General features: G+C 34.7%; 23 protein-coding genes and 1 pseudogene. 1 reads left to right on the top strand and 23 read right to left on the bottom strand.

All coding sequences use genetic code 11. The annotated features are described in order from the left end of the window. Nucleotides 1-191: 191 nt before the first annotated feature. The gene (locus EHW90_RS02030) at nt 192-467 is read left to right on the top strand and encodes a chorismate mutase (RefSeq protein WP_124950846.1); all 276 of its coding nucleotides are present in this window, start codon (nt 192-194) and stop codon (nt 465-467) included. Between the two features lie 51 nt (nt 468-518). Here EHW90_RS02030 and glpK read toward each other — a convergent pair whose 3' ends face one another. The 23 genes and pseudogenes from glpK to EHW90_RS01910 form a co-directional block, all read right to left on the bottom strand. Beyond that, the gene (gene glpK / locus EHW90_RS02025) at nt 519-2,015 is read right to left on the bottom strand and encodes a glycerol kinase GlpK (RefSeq protein ID WP_124950844.1); all 1,497 of its coding nucleotides are present in this window, start codon (nt 2,013-2,015) and stop codon (nt 519-521) included. 141 nt (nt 2,016-2,156) lie between these two features. Further along, nucleotides 2,157-3,440: a hypothetical protein gene (locus EHW90_RS02020; RefSeq protein WP_124950842.1), complete on the bottom strand. Its 1,284-nt coding sequence runs from the start codon at nt 3,438-3,440 to the stop codon at nt 2,157-2,159. Between the two features lie 62 nt (nt 3,441-3,502). Beyond that, nucleotides 3,503-4,900 carry a hypothetical protein gene (locus tag EHW90_RS02015; protein WP_124950840.1) on the bottom strand — a complete coding sequence of 466 codons (1,398 nt, stop codon included), beginning with the start codon at nt 4,898-4,900 and terminating at the stop codon, nt 3,503-3,505. 24 nt (nt 4,901-4,924) lie between these two features. Then, nucleotides 4,925-5,383: a hypothetical protein gene (locus tag EHW90_RS02010; RefSeq protein ID WP_124950838.1), complete on the bottom strand. Its 459-nt coding sequence runs from the start codon at nt 5,381-5,383 to the stop codon at nt 4,925-4,927. A 97-nt stretch (nt 5,384-5,480) separates the two neighbouring features. Continuing rightward, nucleotides 5,481-6,053, bottom strand: a complete 573-nt coding sequence (locus EHW90_RS02005; RefSeq protein WP_124950836.1) for a DUF5104 domain-containing protein — start codon at nt 6,051-6,053, stop codon at nt 5,481-5,483. Between the two features lie 183 nt (nt 6,054-6,236). Beyond that, a complete protein-coding gene (locus EHW90_RS02000) occupies nt 6,237-6,818 on the bottom strand; it encodes a DUF5104 domain-containing protein (RefSeq protein ID WP_124950834.1) in 582 nt (193 codons plus the stop codon). Next, nucleotides 6,815-7,120, bottom strand: a complete 306-nt coding sequence (locus EHW90_RS01995) for a hypothetical protein (RefSeq protein ID WP_124950832.1) — start codon at nt 7,118-7,120, stop codon at nt 6,815-6,817. The genes EHW90_RS02000 and EHW90_RS01995 overlap by 4 nt, the downstream gene beginning before the upstream one ends. 17 nt (nt 7,121-7,137) lie before the next feature. Continuing rightward, nucleotides 7,138-7,710 (bottom strand): DUF5104 domain-containing protein, encoded by a 573-nt coding sequence (locus EHW90_RS01990; protein ID WP_124950830.1) that lies wholly within the window; start codon nt 7,708-7,710, stop codon nt 7,138-7,140. Further along, nucleotides 7,710-8,741, bottom strand: a pseudogene (locus tag EHW90_RS01985) (DUF4474 domain-containing protein); the annotation flags it as partial. The gene EHW90_RS01990 and the pseudogene EHW90_RS01985, both read right to left, overlap by 1 nt. Before the next feature lie 24 nt (nt 8,742-8,765). Continuing rightward, nucleotides 8,766-9,512: a hypothetical protein gene (locus tag EHW90_RS01980; RefSeq protein WP_124952616.1), complete on the bottom strand. Its 747-nt coding sequence runs from the start codon at nt 9,510-9,512 to the stop codon at nt 8,766-8,768. Nucleotides 9,513-9,685: 173 nt separating this feature from the next. Continuing rightward, nucleotides 9,686-10,228, bottom strand: a complete 543-nt coding sequence (locus EHW90_RS01975) for a hypothetical protein (RefSeq protein WP_124950828.1) — start codon at nt 10,226-10,228, stop codon at nt 9,686-9,688. After that, nucleotides 10,215-10,961 (bottom strand): hypothetical protein, encoded by a 747-nt coding sequence (locus EHW90_RS01970; protein ID WP_124952615.1) that lies wholly within the window; start codon nt 10,959-10,961, stop codon nt 10,215-10,217. Before EHW90_RS01970 ends, EHW90_RS01975 begins: the two co-directional genes overlap by 14 nt. A 17-nt stretch (nt 10,962-10,978) precedes the next feature. Then, nucleotides 10,979-11,146 carry a hypothetical protein gene (locus EHW90_RS13335; protein ID WP_243113886.1) on the bottom strand — a complete coding sequence of 56 codons (168 nt, stop codon included), beginning with the start codon at nt 11,144-11,146 and terminating at the stop codon, nt 10,979-10,981. A 119-nt stretch (nt 11,147-11,265) separates the two neighbouring features. Further along, a complete protein-coding gene (locus tag EHW90_RS01960; RefSeq protein WP_124950826.1) occupies nt 11,266-11,769 on the bottom strand; it encodes a hypothetical protein in 504 nt (167 codons plus the stop codon). Nucleotides 11,770-11,876: 107 nt separating this feature from the next. Next, nucleotides 11,877-12,626, bottom strand: coding sequence for a hypothetical protein (locus EHW90_RS01955; RefSeq protein ID WP_124950824.1), 750 nt, complete (start codon nt 12,624-12,626; stop codon nt 11,877-11,879). 569 nt (nt 12,627-13,195) lie between these two features. After that, the gene (locus tag EHW90_RS01945; RefSeq protein ID WP_124950822.1) at nt 13,196-13,708 is read right to left on the bottom strand and encodes a hypothetical protein; all 513 of its coding nucleotides are present in this window, start codon (nt 13,706-13,708) and stop codon (nt 13,196-13,198) included. A gap of 77 nt (nt 13,709-13,785) precedes the next feature. Beyond that, on the bottom strand, nt 13,786-14,751 hold the full coding sequence (locus tag EHW90_RS01940) for a PDDEXK nuclease domain-containing protein (RefSeq protein WP_279221878.1): 966 nt from the start codon (nt 14,749-14,751) through the stop codon (nt 13,786-13,788). Between the two features lie 72 nt (nt 14,752-14,823). After that, nucleotides 14,824-16,290 (bottom strand): Y-family DNA polymerase, encoded by a 1,467-nt coding sequence (locus EHW90_RS01935; protein WP_207667026.1) that lies wholly within the window; start codon nt 16,288-16,290, stop codon nt 14,824-14,826. After that, nucleotides 16,283-16,828: a prolyl-tRNA synthetase associated domain-containing protein gene (locus EHW90_RS01930; protein WP_124952614.1), complete on the bottom strand. Its 546-nt coding sequence runs from the start codon at nt 16,826-16,828 to the stop codon at nt 16,283-16,285. The genes EHW90_RS01935 and EHW90_RS01930 overlap by 8 nt, the downstream gene beginning before the upstream one ends. A gap of 4 nt (nt 16,829-16,832) precedes the next feature. Continuing rightward, on the bottom strand, nt 16,833-17,582 hold the full coding sequence (gene yaaA / locus EHW90_RS01925) for a peroxide stress protein YaaA (RefSeq protein ID WP_124950818.1): 750 nt from the start codon (nt 17,580-17,582) through the stop codon (nt 16,833-16,835). Next, entirely contained in the window at nt 17,579-18,034 is a 456-nt protein-coding gene (locus EHW90_RS01920) for a peroxiredoxin (RefSeq protein WP_060930976.1), read from the bottom strand. The genes yaaA and EHW90_RS01920 overlap by 4 nt, the downstream gene beginning before the upstream one ends. A 10-nt stretch (nt 18,035-18,044) precedes the next feature. Next, nucleotides 18,045-19,511, bottom strand: coding sequence for a xylulokinase (xylB, locus tag EHW90_RS01915; protein WP_124950816.1), 1,467 nt, complete (start codon nt 19,509-19,511; stop codon nt 18,045-18,047). A gap of 369 nt (nt 19,512-19,880) precedes the next feature. After that, nucleotides 19,881-20,303, bottom strand: coding sequence for a threonine/serine exporter family protein (locus EHW90_RS01910; protein ID WP_009447274.1), 423 nt, complete (start codon nt 20,301-20,303; stop codon nt 19,881-19,883). Nucleotides 20,304-20,309 lie beyond the last annotated feature (6 nt).

The following is a 20,309-nucleotide window of genomic DNA, read 5'->3' as shown; positions in this document are numbered from 1 at the left end:
TTAATCAAAACTTGTCAAATTTACAGATTCATATTATATCATCATAAAAACTCATTGTACACAATTAAATATGAACCGTCACTGCTTTTTGTGTTAATTATCTTTAAAATATTAAAATCTTATATTTACTTTTATTATCAAATAAGTCAAAATAGATTCAGTTAAAGCTTTATTTAAATTAAGGAGTACTTATGAATGAATTAGAAAATCTACGTGAAAGAATTGATACCATAGACAAAGAACTTATATCGCTCTTTGAAGAGAGAATGGATGTAGTAAATGATATTGCAGAATACAAAATAAAGAATAATCTTCCCATTCTGAATCAAAACAGAGAGGATATCGTAATATCAAAAGTAAAATCCATCGTAAAAAACAAGGAATATACAGACAGCGCCATCGACTTTATCAAAGACATCATGGAAATCAGCAAAAAATTCCAGCAAAATTTAATCTCCAAGCAATAAGCCAATACTTAAAGGCATTGATTTTTCACACTAAATCAATGCCTTTTTATCCTAATCTTCCCTTGCCCAACCGAAGGCATATTTTACAGCCTTTTTCCACATCCTTATCTTCTCAGACCTGACCTCATCAGAAAGATTCGGTATAAATGTCCTGTCAATACTCCTGCTTTTCTTTATATCATCAATACTGTCCCAAAATCCTACGGCAAGTCCTGCAAGATAAGCCACTCCGATTGCGGTAGTCTCCACACATTTCGGCCTTTCTACAGGTACATTACAAAGATCGGCCTGTGTCTGCATAAGGAAATTATTCACACTTGCACCTCCGTCCACATTCAAAACTTTCAGTACAATATCCGAATCCCTCTCCATCACATCAAGTACATCTCTTACCTGATAAGCCATAGACTCTAAGGTAGCCCTTATAATATGATACTTATTTACCCCTCTTGTAATGCCGACAATGGTACCTCTGGCATATTGGTCCCAGTACGGTGCACCAAGTCCGGTAAATGCAGGCACAACATAGCAACCGTGAGTGTCATTGACCTTCATAGCCATATATTCGGAGTCGGCAGAAGAATCAATAAGACGCATCTCATCCCTTAGCCACTGTATTGAAGCTCCGGCTACAAAAACTGAACCCTCCAAAGCATAGTTTATTTTTCCGTTAAGTCCCCAGGCAATTGTAGTTACCAGTCCGTTATCTGATTTAACAGGCTTTTCACCTGTATTCATAAGCAAAAAGCAACCTGTACCGTATGTACTCTTTGCTTCACCTACTTCAAAGCAAGTCTGTCCGAAAAGTGCCGCCTGCTGGTCTCCCGCCACACCTGCGACAGGTATACTCTTTCCGAAAAATGCAAAGTCCGACTCACCACATACATATGAAGACTCATTGACCTGCGGCAACATAGACTTAGGTATATCAAGAAGTTTTAATATGTCATCATCCCATGTAAGCGTATGTATATTAAAAAGCATGGTTCTTGATGCATTGGAATAATCTGTCACATGTGCTCTGCCGCCTGTAAGCTTCCAAATAAGCCAAGTATCTACAGTACCGAATAGAAGCTTTCCCTCTTTTGCCTTTTGTCTTGCACCTTCCACATTGTCAAGTATCCACTTTATCTTTGTTCCCGAAAAGTACGCATCCGGCATCAGACCCGTTTTATCACGAATCATATCGGTGTATCCGTTATTTTTAAGTTCATTACAATAATCCGCAGTCCTCCTGCACTGCCAGACTATTGCCCTATATACAGGAATACCCGTTTCCTTATCCCATACTACAGTAGTCTCTCTTTGGTTTGTGATACCGATACCTGCAATATCGGATGCATTTATTCCAAGCTTTGCCATTGCTTCCACCGCCACGCTCAGCTGTGTAGACCATATCGTATCCGCATCGTGCTCCACCCAACCGGGCTTCGGATAATGCTGTGTCAGCTCCTTTTGTGCCGACTCACATATCTCACCTTTTCGATTGAATATGATACATCTGCTGCTTGTAGTGCCTGCATCAAAGGCCATAATATATTCCGCCATAATTTTCTTCCTTTACATTACTATTCTCTTTTTAACGGTTCTCTTTTGCTCAAGTATTCTACAATTATTTCTAACTGCCATGTGTCTTCCATTTACAATACTTCATCAACTCTATCATTTTATTTTTATCAGTATTATACCTTAATACCACCTAACTTCAAAAAGTTCATATACCATACTGTTTATTTCATCTATCCTCTCAGCAAAATCTTCTTCACTTATAGGATTATCCGGATTATAACCCACTTTATCCCTTTCCTCCTCATATTCGCCTCCCGGCAGAAAATACTCATTAAACCTGTCAATATATTTTTTAGTGTCCATATCATCAATGTTATAAATTTTATACATAGGATAAAATCCATAACTAAAACCTTCCGGTGTGTGTATATCAATATCATATACAATCACATTTGTACCCCACAGTTCAAATTCTCTCGATAACATATTTAAGTCAAACAACTTATCCACAACTTTGCCGACCACAGATGGTGCTACATATTTCATAACATCAAATTTTTCTACATTTCCTATCACCGGATGCTTTATACGCATATTTAAATTCTTATATCTGCCATATATACTTATATTTCCAAAATTTATAAACGACTTATATTTTTTATAACTTAATACGATATCATAATCTTCTTTGACAGCTTTCACAATATACTTATTTTTACTATTACCTATAGTCGGTCTTATTCCCAACAGATTGCCGTCAAAATATGAAAGACTTGAGAATGTCTGCAATAACTGTATCATATTACTGTAATGTTTTCTGTCCACAAGATTACCATCACTGTCACCTACCACATTAAGCTTGCCGGCACGATCGGTTGTATACTTGCTTAAAGTTTCAAATGCTTCAATGATTCTTTCAAGCTTCCCGTTCTTTTTATAGAGCTTATTTCCGATATCTATATATCTTTTGCATCCAAGGAATCCATAGTCTCTGTCATAGCAGTGTTCAAGGACATTATTAAGCAGTTCCGCGTCGTTATCAAGGCTTTCTATTAGGCAACCGTCCACTATCAGGTACTCCATCATAGTCTTTTTATCATCTCCAACATCTTTAGACATGATATCATCTACTACAGCCTTTGCTCCACCCTCATCATATATACCTTTAAGTTCCTTCAGCCTTGTATCACACTCACTGTCATCCTTTACATAATAACTTGCCACCGCCCAGATATCTTTCACGTCACAATCTGTCGGTATATCCACCAAATACTTAAGCTTATCTATACTGTGATATCCGGTCTCGTCCTTATTATATCTCTCACCTTTCCATATGATTTGGTTTGCATTTGTATTTTTGCTTGAAGTACACATATCATAGAATCCTGTCAGCACATTGACTACGCATACAATCAGTATAAACCTAAGCAACCAATATATCCGCTTTTTATACTCTAATTTCATCTATGTCTCTCCTTACCGTACAAACTTAGTCTATAAACACTATTGCTCTCGGACATTCCCTTTTAATCTTTCTTATGTAACGGTTCTCTTCCGGTAAAATCATTTACAATACTACCTATACCGATATTATATCCTATATACAAAAATCTATTAACTTTTTCTTCCATACTGCAAAATTCATCTATCTTCTCACCGAAATTTTCCAATGTTACCGGGTTATTTTTATCGTAGCCTATATCATTTGCAAATTCTTCCAAATAACCGCCTTTTGAAAAATTTGTATTAAAATTTTTTATGGCTTCTACTGTATCTATATAGTGACTGTCAGGAGATGCAACTATATTATATGTATCAAAGTAACTATACACAGGAAGTACAGGATAAAATCCGTAGCTTAACCCCTCAAGCGTATGTATATCCGAATCATATACAATCACATAGGTACCACAAAGTCTAAAAATTGAAGATACAACTTTTAGGCTGACCAGCTTATCACCTAACATATAAGTTTCAGGACTTTTTAATGATAAATAATTCGCAATATCAAAATCATCCAGATCTCTAATTGATACATTCTTTATTATCATATTCAGATTCTTATATCTTCCGTATATACTGATATGTCCAAGATCTATAAATGATCTGTATTTTTTGTAGGATAATACAATATCATAATTTTCTTTTATAGATGCCCTGACAACATATTTCTTATTATCCTTTCCGGGATATGATTTTGCCGCTAAAAGATTATCGTCAAAATATGATAAACTTGAGAATGTCTGGAACAGTTGTATCATACGATGATAGTATGCCGTTTCAATTGCACTTTCATGCCCATCTTCTGATTTTGGCATCACAATTGCACGATCAATTGTATACTTGCTTAAAGTTTCAAATGCTTCAATGATTCTTTCAAGCTTCACGTTCTTTTTATAGAGCTTATTTCCTATATCAATATATCTTTTATATCCAAGGAATCCATAGTCTCTGTCATAGCAGTGTTCAAGAACATTATTCAGCAGCTCCGTGTCGTTACTAGGACTTTCTATTATGCAACCGTCCACTATCAGGTACTCCATCATAGTCTTTTTATCATCCCCAATATCTTTAGACATGATATTCTCTACGACAGCCTTTGCTCCACCTTCATCATATATACCCTTAAGTTCCTTCAGTCTTGTATCACACTCACTGTCATCCTTTGCATAATAACTTGCCACCGCCCAAATATCTTTTACATCACAATCTGTCGGTATATCCACCAAATACTTAAGCTCATCTATACTGTGATATCCGGTCTCAGTCTTATTGTATCTCTCGCCTTTCCATATGATTTGGTTTGCATTTGCATTTTTGCTTGAAGTACAAAACTCATAGAATCCGGTCAGTACATTGATTACACATATAATAAGTATAAACCTAAGCAACCAATATATCCGCTTTTTATACTCTAATTTCATCTATGTCTCTCCTTACCGTAAAAACTAGTCTATAAACACTATTGCTCTCGGACATTCGTTCTTCACACTCTTATCTGCGTTCAGATGATATAACTGTACCCTTCTCAGCTTTTCAAAATCCCTTACTTTATTCAGATTATCAAGGACATGTTCCTCATAATACATACCGATATCTTCCTCATTATCACCCATATATGTCAAGATAATTGTCTCAACATTCTTAAAATATTCAAGGTCACTTACATCCTTAACATGGTAGTCCTTAAAATTGATGGATAAGAAGTTCATCTTCTTTAAGTTCTTTTTCCAAATGATGCCCTTGATAGGCTTCTCTCTTTTATTTGCCAGAGACATACGATTTTTCCCCATAGTATCTCTTACCGCTCTGAGAAACTCCTCATCCTTAAAAAAAGCTATTCTGCTTACCACAATCATGCATATTATTGTAAATATTCCCAAGTAAAATGATAATGTATAATTCATTTCCATATTTCCTTTCTGTTAAACTTCATACAGTTTTACCATATTGTTTGTGTGTTAAAAGGGCTCTATACTTTTCCTTATTGAAAGATTATAATCATTAGCGCCCAAATGCATAGATATCATATCCATCTTTTTCTTTATCCACATTTTCCTTATTAAAGCCTTCATAACCCATTGCAAGTATAGAAATTCCAACATTATTTTCGTGAAAATCATCTACAGGTACTATTACCATACCAATCTTTAAGCTTGGTCTATGTACTTCTCCCTCCTTAGGGTCTGCGAACTCTATGGTGGTATTAGCATATACCTCTCTATAGATTTTACCCATATCAGCTCTTGATTGATAATTGTTATCTTCATTAAGCTTATACCTTATTATAGAAGACGGCCATGTTTCATTTTCCCTAATAATTCTGTCTATCTTTTCATCAAAATGATCTATCTTACTCCTTGCATGCTCAGGAAACAGGCTTGCTAACAGCTCCCTATCATTAGTATTAAGTGCTTCGACTATCTTTTCTATATACTTATTTACCACTTTTGCATCACCATATATATAATTATCTATTTTACCGGAGTCATGTATATATTGTACAGTTTCAACTACTGACGTACATCCTGTAAGTAAACTTAATATTAAAATCCCCATTAGCATTTTAATTTTCATCAGGTTTTATTTCCTCCTTTCCACATTTTTCTCCTCATTATTAAAGTCAACCATTCATACCATTATTAAGCTATTAAACTATACTTCAATGTTTTATTTAATTTATACATTTGATACTACTTAACATATTGTTTGTATAGCAACAGAACTCCTATGTATTTTTTCATAGGAGTTCCAAAAGATCTACCTACTGCTCTCTGTAGTCATAACATCATCCGGATTTACATAATCAGCCCAAAAAGGATTATCCACCCAAAGATAGTATCCCCTGTTGCTGTCATCCATAGTAATCTGCCAAATCTCAGGCGAATACATCATAGAGCTTATACCTACCTCATCAGGATCCTCATCATCCTTGGCAACAACCTGAAGGTACATAAAATCTATATTACCACCATCTGTCTTTACAACATAATAAGTCTCAATCCTTTTTATTCCCTTTTCTTTGTCTTCTGTAACTACGGGAAAATTTCTGTCATACTTTACACTCTTTGACTTTCCCTTATACCTCTTAAGCAGTAATGCAATTTTAAAGTCCATATCTTCTATGTTATCTCTTGCATTCTTTGAAAACAGTGCCTTCAGCGCATCAGCATTTTGATCATCCATTGCAGCAATCACCTTATCTTTATATTCTTTTTCCTCAGGAGGCTGCTTATCATTTTTTGTAATCTCACTCTTTGCACCGTCCACTGTATTTTTAACACTTGAGCAGGCTGATATTAAAAGTGCTGATGCAATAATAAGAAATATTATTTTTTTCATACTTTTATATGCTCCTTACTTTGTATCTGATTCGAAAGATTATAGTCATTATCATATATATATTTCTTTGAATCAGTAATTTCATTTTTTAGTCCGGTCAATTCTTCATATCCTGTATCCAATAAAATCTTTAAATACCAGCAAATATATTTAAAGCTGTCTCCACTTCTTCCAATCCAATAATCATCGATATCTGTTAGAATACTCACTAAATCTTCCCTGCTTAAATTTAGCCTATACTTAAATACATCATAATTATTCTCCGCATTTACCATTCCGGCAATATTTGATTTAATTTCCATATTCTTATCTCCTATCATTAGTGTCCAAATGCATATATATCATACCCATCTTTTTCTTTATCCACTTCATCCTTATTAAAATCACCCTCACCAATAGCAAATATGGATATCCCTACATTGTTCTCATTAAAATCATCTACAGTAACTATTTCCATTCCAATGCTTAAATCAAATTTTTTATATTCATTCTCTTTCGGCTTTGCAAATTCTATAGTAGTATTAGCATATATAACCTTTTGTACTTTTCCCATGTCGGAACTTGATTGATAATTATTATCTTCATTAAGCTTATATCTTATTATCGAACCCGGCCAAATCTCATTCTCTCTAATAATATAGTCTATCTTTTCATCAAAATGGTCTATCTTACTCCTTGCATGCTCAGGAAACAGGCTTGCTAAAAGCTCCCTATCATTAGTATTTAAAGCCTGTACTATCTTTTCGATATATTCATTCGCCACTTTTGCATCACCATATATATAATTATCTATTTTACCGGCATCATGTATATATTTTACAGTTTCAACTACTGACGTACATCCTGTAAGCAGGCATGCTATTAAAAATAATATACTAATTTTAATTTTCATCAGTTTTTATTTCCTCCTTTCCATTTCATTACAGCATTGCGATGTACAAAATCAAGGCACCAGTTATCATTTATCTTATCTACATTTTGATCATTGAATTCTGCTGTATGTACAAACTCCTTCCACATAGCCCTTTCCTCACCAAATTCAACCATCCCTGTCATTACTAAATCTTCAGCCTTTACATCTTGGAATCTTTTATCTGGATTAAACCCTGTTATCCACCACTGATATAAATCGTTAGCATCCCAATCTATTACTTGAGTACCATCTTTTAATCTTATATCCAAATTCATTTTAAGTTTACTCTGAGTATAGCAATCTACATGCCAGTCTTTACCTTTGTATATGCCTATTTCACCTCCGGCTCCAAAGTTAAAATAATCTCCTTTCCACATCCAAAGCGTAAACTCATCATCTCCATCTCCAAATTTAAACTTTCCTCTATTCATAGATGAAAGGGAATTAAATGCAAAATCAATAAAATTGTTATATCCCCAATGCGACTGCCAACAAAGACTCATTGTATGAATAACTCCTTTATCATCCTTATAGAAGTCAAAGCCATTAAGTGCTATATCTGCAATACTGCTTCTCGTCATTTCATTTAATTTATCACTGAGCCCACTATCTTCAGCAAATTTTCGAAGACCCTTCATTTTACTTTGTGCATCTTTTGATATAGAATCTTTTTCAGTGTCTGCAACTCTCTCTTCCCAATAATTATAACCTGAGTTCGCAATATCGTCTAAAGCTTTATCCCAGTTAATGTATCTTAAACTATCTTTAACTATTTTATTTAAAGCATACATTCCAGGCGAGATGGTAAAAAATGAGAAGTCCAGCATACCCCAAAACAAAGACTTACCTCTAAGTGCATTTGCTTCCGGCGATTCTCCTGTGCTGTCCACAAATATCAATGGTGCATTATAGCAGTAAGTATACTCGTTCTGAGTAAATCCATATCTTAGATCTCCCTTGATTTTATCCTTTCCAAGGAATCTTCCCAGATTTTCATCGTACATTCTTGTAGTTCATCTTCAGTTGGCATATTATTATTTTCCATAACCATCTCTTCCTTTCAATACATCTATATCTGAAAATCCGGTATCGGTCTTCTTGTCATATATACTATCTAATGAATAATAGTAATTCCTTGAATTGTATATGTTGTCAATATTAATTTCCTCGAGACTGCTGAAGTTTTCTTGAGTAATATATGTAACATTTATAACATTGCATTCTAATTTATTTTCAACAAAAATACTGCATGTCTTATTTAATTCAGTTTCCATATTTTCTACATTTTCATACGTAAATATATCTAATGCATAATTTCCATTACTTACGTATGTCATTAAGTCTGTATCTTTGCTAAAGCTGTCATCCAGTGCAAAACCATATGGATGTATATATACTTTACACTCTCCATATATCGGCTTTACCAGCTCATATATATACTTCTCAAGCTCTTCTTTCTTTAGGTATCCTACATAATTATCATGAAAAGATGTCATTATTCCGTCATTTTCAATCTCTACTACTGCATGCCACTGAGGATTTGCCTTTGGATGAACGTATATACTGTCCTCAACTATATACTCACCTTCAAACTTCTCTCCATATTTTTTCTGCATGTAATACTCCGCTGCATTTATATAATCTGACTCTGTTAACATAGTAATGCTCACTCCTCTTTTTACAAGTATATCTCTGAGGAATACAAGTCCCGCTATAAAAACTATTATCAGTAAAATACCCCTTATAGCTTCTTCATTTTGGCTTAGTCTTCTCTTTTTCAACATTTGATTTTTTAACCTCTACTCGATAAAAACTTCTGCATCAGGAAACATAGCTTCAATATTTTTCACTCTATATTCTCTAAAGTTTATTGACACATACTCTGCTCTCTTAAGATCTTTCTTCCAACTAATACCACCCGGATCATAATCTATATACAAATATCCGTATATATTTACTCTATAACTACACTTGCATTAGGAAACATTTTCTTTATATTTTCTATAGCTTCATCATCTAACTTTAAGTGATATAATTGCAATTCATCCAAGTATTTTAAATCTTTTATCTTGTACAAATTATCAAGTACATGCTCGTCATCATATATGCTCTTATCTCCGTCATATGCACTTGAATATACCAACCATATTGATTTAGCGTTTTTAAAATATACCAGGTCACCTATATCTCTTATTTTATATTCCCTAAAGTCTAAATATATATCTTCTATATCTTTCAAATCATTCTTCCATATAACACCATCTATAGGTTTATATCTCTTATATTTGTCTATTGCAAACATTGTACTATAAACTTTCGTTTCTCTAACAAATCTTTCAAACTCAGGATCATGGAAAAAGGCTATTTTATTTACAGTATATAATGCAAATACGATAATAATAATTAGGGTTGCACAAATTATCTTCTTATATTGTAGGATGTTATATAATGCTTTTTCCTGTAATTCATCTTCTGTTTGTCTATTATTGCTTGGCATAGTCTTCATTTCCTTTCAATATATCTATATCTATAAATCTTTTTTCAACATTATCATATACCGCATCTACCCTATAGAAAAAAATTCGTCTATTATTTACCATATCGATATATTTCTCTTGAAAATCACTTAAATCAGTATTCGTAATATATGTTACCAGTATTGCATTACTTTCAAGTTTATTATCAATAAAAATTTGACATATGCTTTTAAATTTTGTATCCATATCTTTTATGTTATTATTTGTAAATATATTTGTAGTATAATCTCCTTTACTCGCATATATTCTTATATCTGTATCTTTATTCCAACTATCCTCTAATGCAAATCCATGCGGCTCTATATACACCTTACACTCCCCATATATCGGCTTTACCAGCTCATATATATACTTCTCAAGTTCCTCTTTCTTTAGGTATCCTACATAATTATCATGAAAAGATGTCATACCTCCCTCACTCTCAAAGTCCACAACCACATGCCACTCCGGTTTTGACTTTGGGTGTACATAAACGCTGTCTTCATATACATATTCTCCTTCAAATTTCTCTCCGTATTTTTTCTGCATATAATACTCCGCTGCATTTATATAATCTGACTCTGTTAACATAGTAATGCTCACTCCTCTTTTTACAAGTACATCTCTGAGAAATACAAGTCCAACTATAAAAACTATTATCAGTAAAATACCCCTTATTGCCTCTTCGTTTTGGCTTAGTCTTCTCTTTTTCAACATTTGATTTTTAACCTCTACTCGATAGAAACTTCTGCTTCAGGAAACATAGCTTCAATGTCTTCATTTATCTTCAAATGATATAAATCCAGCTTCTTTAAATGTGCCAATTTTTTTATTAAATATATATTATCGAGCACATGCTCATCCTCGTAAATACTCTTATCTCCGACATATGCACTCACATAACAAAACCCTATAAATTTAGCATTCTTGAAGTACTTTATATCTTCAATATTCTTTATATTGTATTTTCTGAAATTTATTGTTATTGAAAAAACAGAGTCGAAAAATCTGTATACAGTTATTCTATAATTACCCTTGCATTCGGAAACATATTCTTTATATTTTCTATGCCCTCATCATCTACCTTTAAGTTATATAATTGCAAATTATCCAAGTATTTTAAACTCTTTGCCTTGTATAAATTGTCAAGTACATGCTCTTCCTCATATATGCTCTTATCTCCGGTATATGCACTTAAATAGCCTAACATAACTATTTCTGCATTTTTAAAATATTTTATATCGCTTATATCTTTCACCCTATACTCTCTAAAATCGATAGATACAAAGTTTATATTCTCCAAATCCTTCTTCCAAATTATACCTTTAATAGGACTCTCTCCCTGTAACATTGGATACTCCTTCTGTAGTGCACCTGACACAGTATTACCTATAGTAGTATTTCTTACAGCTCTTTCAAACTCAGGATCATGGAAAAAAGCTATTTTATTTACAGTATATAATGCAAATACGATAATAATAATTACTGTTGCACAAATTATCTTCTTATATTTCCTTAGCATAAATTCACCCCTCCGATGCAATATCCACTGTTCTTTAATCCTATCTATAATATACTTACCATTTTCCGGCATTTGTTTTTTACTGCAAGCCTTTATCTGCAGGTCTATCACTTGCCATATTCCTTGTCTCCTTCCAATATATCTATATCATCATCAAAACCTGTCTTGTATGCCTTATCATAAAAGCTAGAAATTCTATAATAAAACTTTAATGTATTAAATGTATAATCTTTTAAGTCTTCTTCAAACTTATCTAAGTCTTCTTTTGTGATATATGTAACCAGTAATCTGTTGGTCTGCAAATCTTTATCTACAAATATTTCACATGCCTTTCTAAAATCTTTTTCTATATTTTCAGTCTTTTTATCTGTAAATATATATGTAGTATAGTCACTATTACTTACATATGTCATTATATCTGTATCTTTGTTAAAGCTGTCATTAAGTGCAAAACCATATGGATGTGTGTAAACTTTACACTCTCCATATATAGGCTTTACAAGCTCATATATATACTTTTCAAGTTCATCTTTCTTTAGGTATCCTACATAATTATCACTAAAGTAAGTTAATCCATTTTCACTATAAACTTCTACTACTGCATGCCACTGAGGATTTTCCTTTGGATGAACGTATATACTGTCCTCAACTATATACTCACCTTCAAACTTCTCTCCATATTTTTTCTGCATATAGTATTCCACTGCATTCATGTAATCTTCTCTTGTTAACATCAAAATGCTCACTCCCCTTTTTACAAGTATATCTCTGAGGAATACCAGTCCAACCACAAAAGCTATTACTACAATAATACCTATTATTCCTTGTTCATTCTTACTCAATTTTCTATTTTTCATTTTATACCTTCAAATTCAAAAATACCCATGTATTCATATATCTTAATAAACTAAATAATAACTTATCGATAACATAAATACATTATCTACAAAACTGACTTCTACTTAAACTTGCTTGCAATCTCTTCATCTAATGCCCAAGTTGCATTTGCCACGTCATCACACTGCTTTGCTATGCCCGGTATCAACTGATCCATTTGATTGAATGAAGGCTGTAATGCCTCAAAATGTGCCGCCTCTGAAGTTACCTCCTTATATTTTATTTTCAGAACAATTATATTATATTACTTATTTTATGTAATTCCAACAATGTATGCAGTATGATTCTGTTCTTTTTTATTATTTTATCTGTTCTTAATATCTTGTAACGATATAATTAAATAATCACCTCAGTATTTTGTAATATTTTATATGTGTTTATATATTTTATTGCACTAAGCTTCATAGTGCAAAATTTTATTTGTTTACTGTATTTATAAAAGAGTAATAAGAAAAGCCCACGCAATATATCCTGAAAAAGTAATGCTTAAACTTATCAGTAACATAAATGCGTGGACTATATAAATTTTCTATTCTTCTTTGATAAATCCGTAGTAAGATCCGGTCTTAATATTTGCAATATCAAGTATCGTTTCATCTTTCAAAAGAAATCCCATGTAGGGTATCATATTCGGCTTAGATATCTGTTCCTTACCATCCAACATAAATGTCGTATTCTTTGTATAAATACATATAAAATCTTCTACTTTATATTCGTCCGATCTGTTTATAACTTCCATCAGCTCGGCCTTTGTCACACCATAGGAGGAAAGCTTCTTTTCTATAAAATCCATCGCCTCCTCACCTCTGTACAATTTATATTTTCCGCCATAGTAATTGTCATCGGTAACTCCCTTTTCCTGATACCAGAAAAAGCTGTGGTCCTCATTGAACACCCAATATGATCCGTCATCATATGAAATCCATGATGTTTTTGTCAGAACATCCGGCTCGTTATCTTCGGCCTTGTCTGAATGAAAACATCCGCTAAGTAGAAATACCGCAAGTATCATTGTAACAAAAATCGTCTTAAATTTTCTCATAAGATGTCTCCTTATTTGACGATTAGTGATTTTTCCCAATCGTCATTAGCCAATAATTATTCATTTCTTCGATGTTTTTAATTATCCGTATCTATTTCTTTGATCTTTTTCTCTATTTCTTCAATACTCGGCAAACTGCTCTTATATTCTGCTTCAAATAATTTAGTAATCTCATATTTGCTTATACCTATAGGTTGCGATATTTGTTCTAATGAATACTCGCAAACGACATCGTTTTTATCTTTGCAAATAATAAGTCCAATCGTAGCATTATCTCTATCAGTTTTTAGTTCTCTATTCACTGCTGTTACATAAAAATTAAGCTGTCCTAAATGTTCCGGCTTAAACTTCTCCGCTTTCAGTTCTATAACAATGTAAGAATGGAGTTTCAAATTGTAAAAAAGCAAATCAATATAAAAATCATCCCCATTTATATTTATGTGATATTCTTTGCCTATAAAAGCAAATCCCTCACCAAGTTCAAGTAAAAAATCAGAAATCTTGTCAACAAGTTCTTTTTGAAGTTCCCTTTCATCATATCCTTCACGAATGGTAAGGAAATCAAAATTATATGGATCTTTTAACGTCTGTCTTGCCAGATCTGATTGTAAAGCCGGTAACCTTTTTTCAAAGTTTGTTATAGATTTTCCTTCCCTGCCATATAATCCGCTTTCAATTTGACGTACGAGTACATTCCTGCTCCATCCGTTTTCAATAGTTTTATTAACATAATATATGGCTTCATCAATGGTTTTACACTTATTTATTATCCTCTGATTATGTCCCCAAGGTATCTGTTTAATATGGTTTATAACTCTTTCATCAAATCGAGCTACAGGTTGTAGTCCTTTTGAATTGCTTTCGTTGTTTTCTAATTCGGCTACACCTTGTAGCCCTTTTATATAAAATGAATACCATCTTCTGATATACTTAATATTTGTTTCAGAAAAACCTTTCATATCGGGAAACTCTTTTTGTAAATCTTTAGCCAACGATTTTATAAAGGCATCTCCCCATGAATGTTGTTCTTGATTTTTCACCACGAAAGTTCCGACGTTTTAAATTTTACAGTGACTACGTAATTCAGGTTCTATATCTCTCAATGTATCTCTACTTTATTCCTTATGCCCGCCTATCTGCCTGTTTCTGTCAAGTGCGGTTCCCTCTTCTTTAAGATTCAATCCTTTAAATATGGCATTGTTTCCGAACTTTCTTTTTACTTTGAGTACGGCTTTCATTCTGCTGTTCTCTTTTTCTTTAGAAATACTGCTTGCTTCCAAAAGATTTCCAATGCAGCCCGTGCTGTTTTTGTTACTTATCTCACTTGCAACTATGGTTATCCTTCTAAACAGCAGTATGGGATTTGCAAGTCTCTCAAAAAGTTCTTCACTTTTCTTACATATCTCTTTGGTGGAATCGGTATATGCTAAAAGATTTATCACTCCATGAGCTCCCTCAGGTATACTTCTTCCATAAAAGTCTTTGGTAATATTGCCAGTGTACTTCTTTGCTATATCGGGGTCTGAAAGACTCTCTATATCATATCCCAGACTTAGAGTAATCTGCTTTGTCAAAATATCCTTTTCAAGCAATGAGAATGAAAGCCTCTCCGCCATCTCTATCACAATGGTTCTCATCTCTTCATAACTGTAGGGTCTAAGTAAAACCTGTCCCTCACTGATACTCTTTTTCTCAGGAGTGTATGACTTCACATCCCTTATCTGTGTACTGTCAATTCCCCAGGCATGCTCTATCAGAAAGCTTGCATTCTTACCGAACAGCCTGTACAAAAGATCCATTCCCTCATTTCCCCTGTTTTGTTTCAGGCTCTCTCTTGCTATATCTCCCATGGTATGTATACCGTACTTTGCCAAAGTCTTTGCATACCCTCTTCCTACTCTCCAAAAATCTGTGATAGGAGTATGACTCCAAAGTTGCTCTCGATATGAACTTATACTGAGTTCTCCAATCCTTGCTCCATGCTCATTCGGCTTAGCCTTTTTTGCCACAATGTCCATCGCCACCTTTGCAAGATACATATTTTCACCGATGCCTGCACTTGCAATGATTCCTGTGGTATCAAAGACATCCTTAACCATCATTTCCACAAACTCTACGGCATTATCTGAAATATATCCGCCAAGATCTATAAATACCTCGTCTACAGAATAAACATATATATCCTCAGGAGAAACATACTTTAAGTATACGCTAAGTATCTTTGCACTGTATTCCATATACTTTTTCATCCTTGGGATTGCCACCACCACATCGGCTTCAAGTTTCGGATTTTTCCTAAGCTCCGCCAATGATGAAGACTTGCCTTCAAGTTTTCCTACAAGCTTTTGTTTTCTGTGATTTATCTCCTGAAGTCTTTTCAACACTTCAAAAAGTCTCGGTCTGCCCGGTACTCCGAAGCTTTTGAGTGCGGGACTTACCGCCAGACATATCGTCTTTGCCGTCCTGCTCTCATCTGCAACCACCAGATTCACATCCATCGGATCAAGATTTCTTTCTCTGCATTCCACAGAGGCGTAGAAGGATTTTAAATCAATTGCAACAAATGTCTCTTTCTTATTCATTATCTATTATCTTGGCTTCTTTGTTCAGTGCCGGTATCACTTTATTCAAAAAGTCGTCAGTCGCTATCTTCAATGTAGACGTATTTACACAGGGATGACATCTGATAAAATCGGCTTTTATAACATCTCTGTCTATAACAAGCTTGACAACGTCATCCTTATCATTCATCAGTCCCAGCACACTTACAGACCCCGGAGTTACATTCAAAAACTCCTTAAGATAGTTCTCCTTTGCAAATGAAAGCCTTGACATTTCAAGTTTCTTTGAAACATCCTTTGTCACATATTTTTTGTCACCCGGCATCATAAAGAGAAAAAATTTTGTCTCCTGCCTGTTGCAAAGTACTATATTCTTGCAAATTTTTACTCCGAGTGCACCTTCTATCTCTTTACATTTTTCCATATCCGAGGCCTCGTCATGGTCGACCACTTCGTACTCCACACCGATTCCGTCCAAGAAATCATAGCATCTTTTTTCTTTTTCCTGCCTGTTTTCCATATCAGCAGGTCTGCCCTTGTAAGGTTTTGAAATATACATACTTTTACCGCTGCTCCAATATAAATACATACTTGTTTGCATCCGACAACTCACTGTCAAAAGAAAATCCGAGTCTGTCAAATTTTTTTATGTCTTCTTCATTTTGAATATCTTTACCGGCAATATAATTTACCATCTCACCTCTTGCCATCTTTGCAAGAGTCGCCTTTTGTACTGTTTTACCGTTTCTTCTTTCGGCAAATATACAGGTGATAAATTTATCATCTTTTGAAAGATACTTCTCTACAGTCTTTGAATACTCCTTTGAAGCCAGATTTATCACCACTTCATTATTTTGAAACAAGCTTTTATAAATCTTATCGCCCCAAAACTCATAAAGATTTTTGTGCTTTCCGATTTCCATCTTTGCCTGCATCTCAAGTCTATAAGGACTCACACCGTCAAATGCCCTAAGTATACCGAAAAAGCCTGAGAGTATATACAGATTCTCTCTTATATATTCAAGTGAAGAAGCCTCCATCACATTTACAGCCATATATTGATACTGTATACCCTGATATGAAAATATTGCAGGGGTAAGACTCCCCTGCAAATTCATATCTTTAAACCTGTCAAAATTTTCTTTTGCAATCTTTTCATTGCATTTCCAAATCTCTTTCAGCTCTTCATAAGACTTTTTTCTTATCTCATCCAAAAGAATCAGACTGTAATCAATATATTTAGGTACACTGCTGCCGATATAGCTGTCACTGTTTTCTACCATAGTCTTGGCAGGTGATACTATTATTTTCATCCCAAGCTCTCCAGCATATCACTCGGATTTTTGGCAGCCTTCACCTTTTCCATAGCCTCTATGATAAATCCCTTTTCATCTATCAGATATGTAGTCCTTACCACTCCCATGGAAGTCTTTCCGTACAGCTTTTTCTCATGCCATACATCATAAGCCTGTATAACATCCAGCTCAGGGTTTGAAAGCAGTGTAAAAGGTAATGAATACTTATCTTTGAATTTCTTATGTGATGCCACACTGTCCTTACTGATGCCTACAACCTCTACTCCTTTTTCTATAAACTGCGGATACAGTTCTCCAAAGCCGCAAGCCTGCGCACTGCATCCCGGAGTATTGTCCTTAGGATAAAAATATAATATAAGTTTCTTACCTTCATAATCTGAAAGATTTCTAACGGTTCCGTTCTCATCCGGCAGTGAAAACTCCGGTGCCTTTGTGCCTATCTTTAACATAAATCCATCCTTATCTAATCTCTTTGAATACATCCTTTAAGGCAGGATATATCCTTTTGAATTTTTGATACTTCTCTTCATATTTTACCACAAGATCGGCCTCAGGTTTTATTTTTTCTTTAATTTTTATTATAGATTTTGCAGCCTTTTCTACACTTTCATATTCTCCACAGCCTACCGCCGCAAGTATAGCCGCACCGAATCCCGGTCCTTCCTCACTTACAGGCACTTCCACCTCTACATTAAGTATATTAGCCACAAGTCTTTTCCAAAGCGGACTCTTGGCACCTCCGCCGCAGATCATCGTTCTATCTATCTTGATGCCGAGGCTTCTTGCCACTTCAAGTGAATCTCTGAGAGCAAAGGTAACACCTTCAAATATCGCAAGTGTCATATCCTCTCTTTTTGTATCCATTCTCATCCCTATGAATGTACCTGCGGCATCAGGGTCGTTGTGAGGAGAACGCTCTCCCATAAGATAAGGCAAAAAGAAAACATTGTTCTCACCGAGATTGTCTATATCACTTTGTTCCTTTGCAAAGTCCTTTGTCTTTAATATTTCTTCCATCCACCACTTATTACATGACGCCGCACTGAGCATACAACCCATCAGATGATAGTTTCCGTCCGCATGGGCAAATGAATGTAGGGCATTAAAGCTGTCCACACCGAAGTTCTTACTTGAGATAAATACGGTTCCTGAAGTTCCAAGAGAAATATTGCAGGCACCTTCACCCACTGTGGCGGTACCTATAGCCGCCGCCGCATTATCTCCGGCTCCTGCTACTATCTTTATGTCATCATTAAGTCCAAGTTCTTTTGCAAGCTCAGGCTTTATAGCACCTACCACCTCATAGCTTTCATAAAGCTTCGGCAACATATCCTCTGAAATAGAACATATGTCAATCATTTCCTTTGACCATTTTTTGTTCTTTACATCCAAAAGCAGCATACCCGAAGCATCCGAATAATCTGTAGAGAAGCTTCCACTGAGCATATAGCTGATATAATCCTTCGGAAGCATTATTTTTGAAATTTTTGCAAAAATCTCAGGTTCATTATTCTTCACCCAAAGTATTTTTGGAGCGGTAAATCCTGCAAATGCAATATTTGCAGTAAGCTCAGAAAGTTTTTCTTTGCCTATAACATTGTTCAAATAGTCTGTTTCCTCAGTACTTCTGCCGTCATTCCAAAGTATTGCAGGCCTTAGCACATTGTCATCCTTATCCAAAATTACAAGTCCATGCATCTGTCCGCCGAAACTGATACCTGCTATCTTTTCATCCGCAGATGCTGCAAGTTCTTTAAGCCCCTCCTTCACCGCCAAAAACCAGTCTGTAGGATTTTGCTCACTCCACCCTGAACGTGGAAAGTAAAGCGGATATTCCTTAGATACAGTTTTTACAAGTTCTCCGTTGCCCTTCATCATTACAAGTTTAAGGGCTGAAGTCCCCAAATCAACACCGATATAATACATACTAAACCTCCGTAAAGATCATTATTCTTATTAAAAAAGTATCAGGGATCAAAGTGTAAATCCCCCCTATCTACCTACTACATTAAGTTTACGGCTATAAAAAGTCAATTGCAATCTTGCTGTTTTTTATGATAAAATTGCTGTCACACCGAGATTTTTACCGTGATTTCTATACTGTCTTTGGTAGAAAAACACCTTGTAAAACGTCTGTTTTAGGCGTGTCCGTCCGAGAAGAACACCGTTTAGAGCCTCATGTCTTTTACTCGCAGACACATTTTGTGCGATATTTATGCATATTTATATTTATACATTTTTATGCATTCAGGTTTTAAGTGCAAAAAAAGCTCCAAAGTAAGCCCTTGGAGCTTTTTATTTTCTCTTTGGCATATGCAGTTTGAATACCGAGTCTACAAAGAATATCGCAAGCGCTATAGAGCCTGCAATCTTCAATGTCTCATTCATATATGTACTGAGATATGAAGACTCGTTTATAAATGCATACGCACATCTGTATATTGAACCTCCGGGAACTATAGGAAGTATACCCGGTATCAAAAAGTTGCTTACCGGCGCCTTCAAGACTCTGGCAAGTATATGCGACATGGTAGCTATACAGAGTGCAGATATGAGTGCATCTATCTCTACCCTATGTCCTATTATATCCACCAGCAGATACACTCCCCATCCTATCATACCGGTAAGCCCCGCCTGTACCATATATTTTTTCGGCAGCTCTATCATAATGCAAAAGGCCACCACCGCAATAAATGCACCTATTATTTTAAATATCATACACTC

It is taken from the genome of Lachnoanaerobaculum orale, from assembly GCF_003862485.1.
Taxonomy (GTDB): Bacteria; Bacillota; Clostridia; order Lachnospirales; family Lachnospiraceae; genus Lachnoanaerobaculum; species Lachnoanaerobaculum orale.
The sequence above is the reverse complement of the archived record's forward strand: the minus strand, read 5'-3'. Positions and strand labels throughout refer to the sequence as shown.

What these genes read in the sequence shown, in the direction of transcription:
- EHW90_RS02030 (WP_124950846.1), top strand. Translation starts at nt 192, where the DNA reads ATGAATGAATTAGAAAATCTACGTGAAAGAATTGATACCATAGACAAA.
- glpK (WP_124950844.1), bottom strand. Translation starts at nt 2,015, where the DNA reads ATGGCGGAATATATTATGGCCTTTGATGCAGGCACTACAAGCAGCAGA.
- EHW90_RS02020 (WP_124950842.1), bottom strand. Translation starts at nt 3,440, where the DNA reads ATGAAATTAGAGTATAAAAAGCGGATATATTGGTTGCTTAGGTTTATA.
- EHW90_RS02015 (WP_124950840.1), bottom strand. Translation starts at nt 4,900, where the DNA reads ATGAAATTAGAGTATAAAAAGCGGATATATTGGTTGCTTAGGTTTATA.
- EHW90_RS02010 (WP_124950838.1), bottom strand. Translation starts at nt 5,383, where the DNA reads ATGAATTATACATTATCATTTTACTTGGGAATATTTACAATAATATGC.
- EHW90_RS02005 (WP_124950836.1), bottom strand. Translation starts at nt 6,053, where the DNA reads ATGAAAATTAAAATGCTAATGGGGATTTTAATATTAAGTTTACTTACA.
- EHW90_RS02000 (WP_124950834.1), bottom strand. Translation starts at nt 6,818, where the DNA reads ATGAAAAAAATAATATTTCTTATTATTGCATCAGCACTTTTAATATCA.
- EHW90_RS01995 (WP_124950832.1), bottom strand. Translation starts at nt 7,120, where the DNA reads ATGGAAATTAAATCAAATATTGCCGGAATGGTAAATGCGGAGAATAAT.
- EHW90_RS01990 (WP_124950830.1), bottom strand. Translation starts at nt 7,710, where the DNA reads ATGAAAATTAAAATTAGTATATTATTTTTAATAGCATGCCTGCTTACA.
- EHW90_RS01975 (WP_124950828.1), bottom strand. Translation starts at nt 10,228, where the DNA reads ATGCCAAGCAATAATAGACAAACAGAAGATGAATTACAGGAAAAAGCA.
- EHW90_RS01960 (WP_124950826.1), bottom strand. Translation starts at nt 11,769, where the DNA reads ATGCTAAGGAAATATAAGAAGATAATTTGTGCAACAGTAATTATTATT.
- EHW90_RS01955 (WP_124950824.1), bottom strand. Translation starts at nt 12,626, where the DNA reads ATGAAAAATAGAAAATTGAGTAAGAATGAACAAGGAATAATAGGTATT.
- EHW90_RS01945 (WP_124950822.1), bottom strand. Translation starts at nt 13,708, where the DNA reads ATGAGAAAATTTAAGACGATTTTTGTTACAATGATACTTGCGGTATTT.
- EHW90_RS01935 (WP_207667026.1), bottom strand. Translation starts at nt 16,290, where the DNA reads ATGAATAAGAAAGAGACATTTGTTGCAATTGATTTAAAATCCTTCTAC.
- EHW90_RS01930 (WP_124952614.1), bottom strand. Translation starts at nt 16,828, where the DNA reads ATGTATATTTCAAAACCTTACAAGGGCAGACCTGCTGATATGGAAAAC.
- yaaA (WP_124950818.1), bottom strand. Translation starts at nt 17,582, where the DNA reads ATGAAAATAATAGTATCACCTGCCAAGACTATGGTAGAAAACAGTGAC.
- EHW90_RS01920 (WP_060930976.1), bottom strand. Translation starts at nt 18,034, where the DNA reads ATGTTAAAGATAGGCACAAAGGCACCGGAGTTTTCACTGCCGGATGAG.
- xylB (WP_124950816.1), bottom strand. Translation starts at nt 19,511, where the DNA reads ATGTATTATATCGGTGTTGATTTGGGGACTTCAGCCCTTAAACTTGTA.
- EHW90_RS01910 (WP_009447274.1), bottom strand. Translation starts at nt 20,303, where the DNA reads ATGATATTTAAAATAATAGGTGCATTTATTGCGGTGGTGGCCTTTTGC.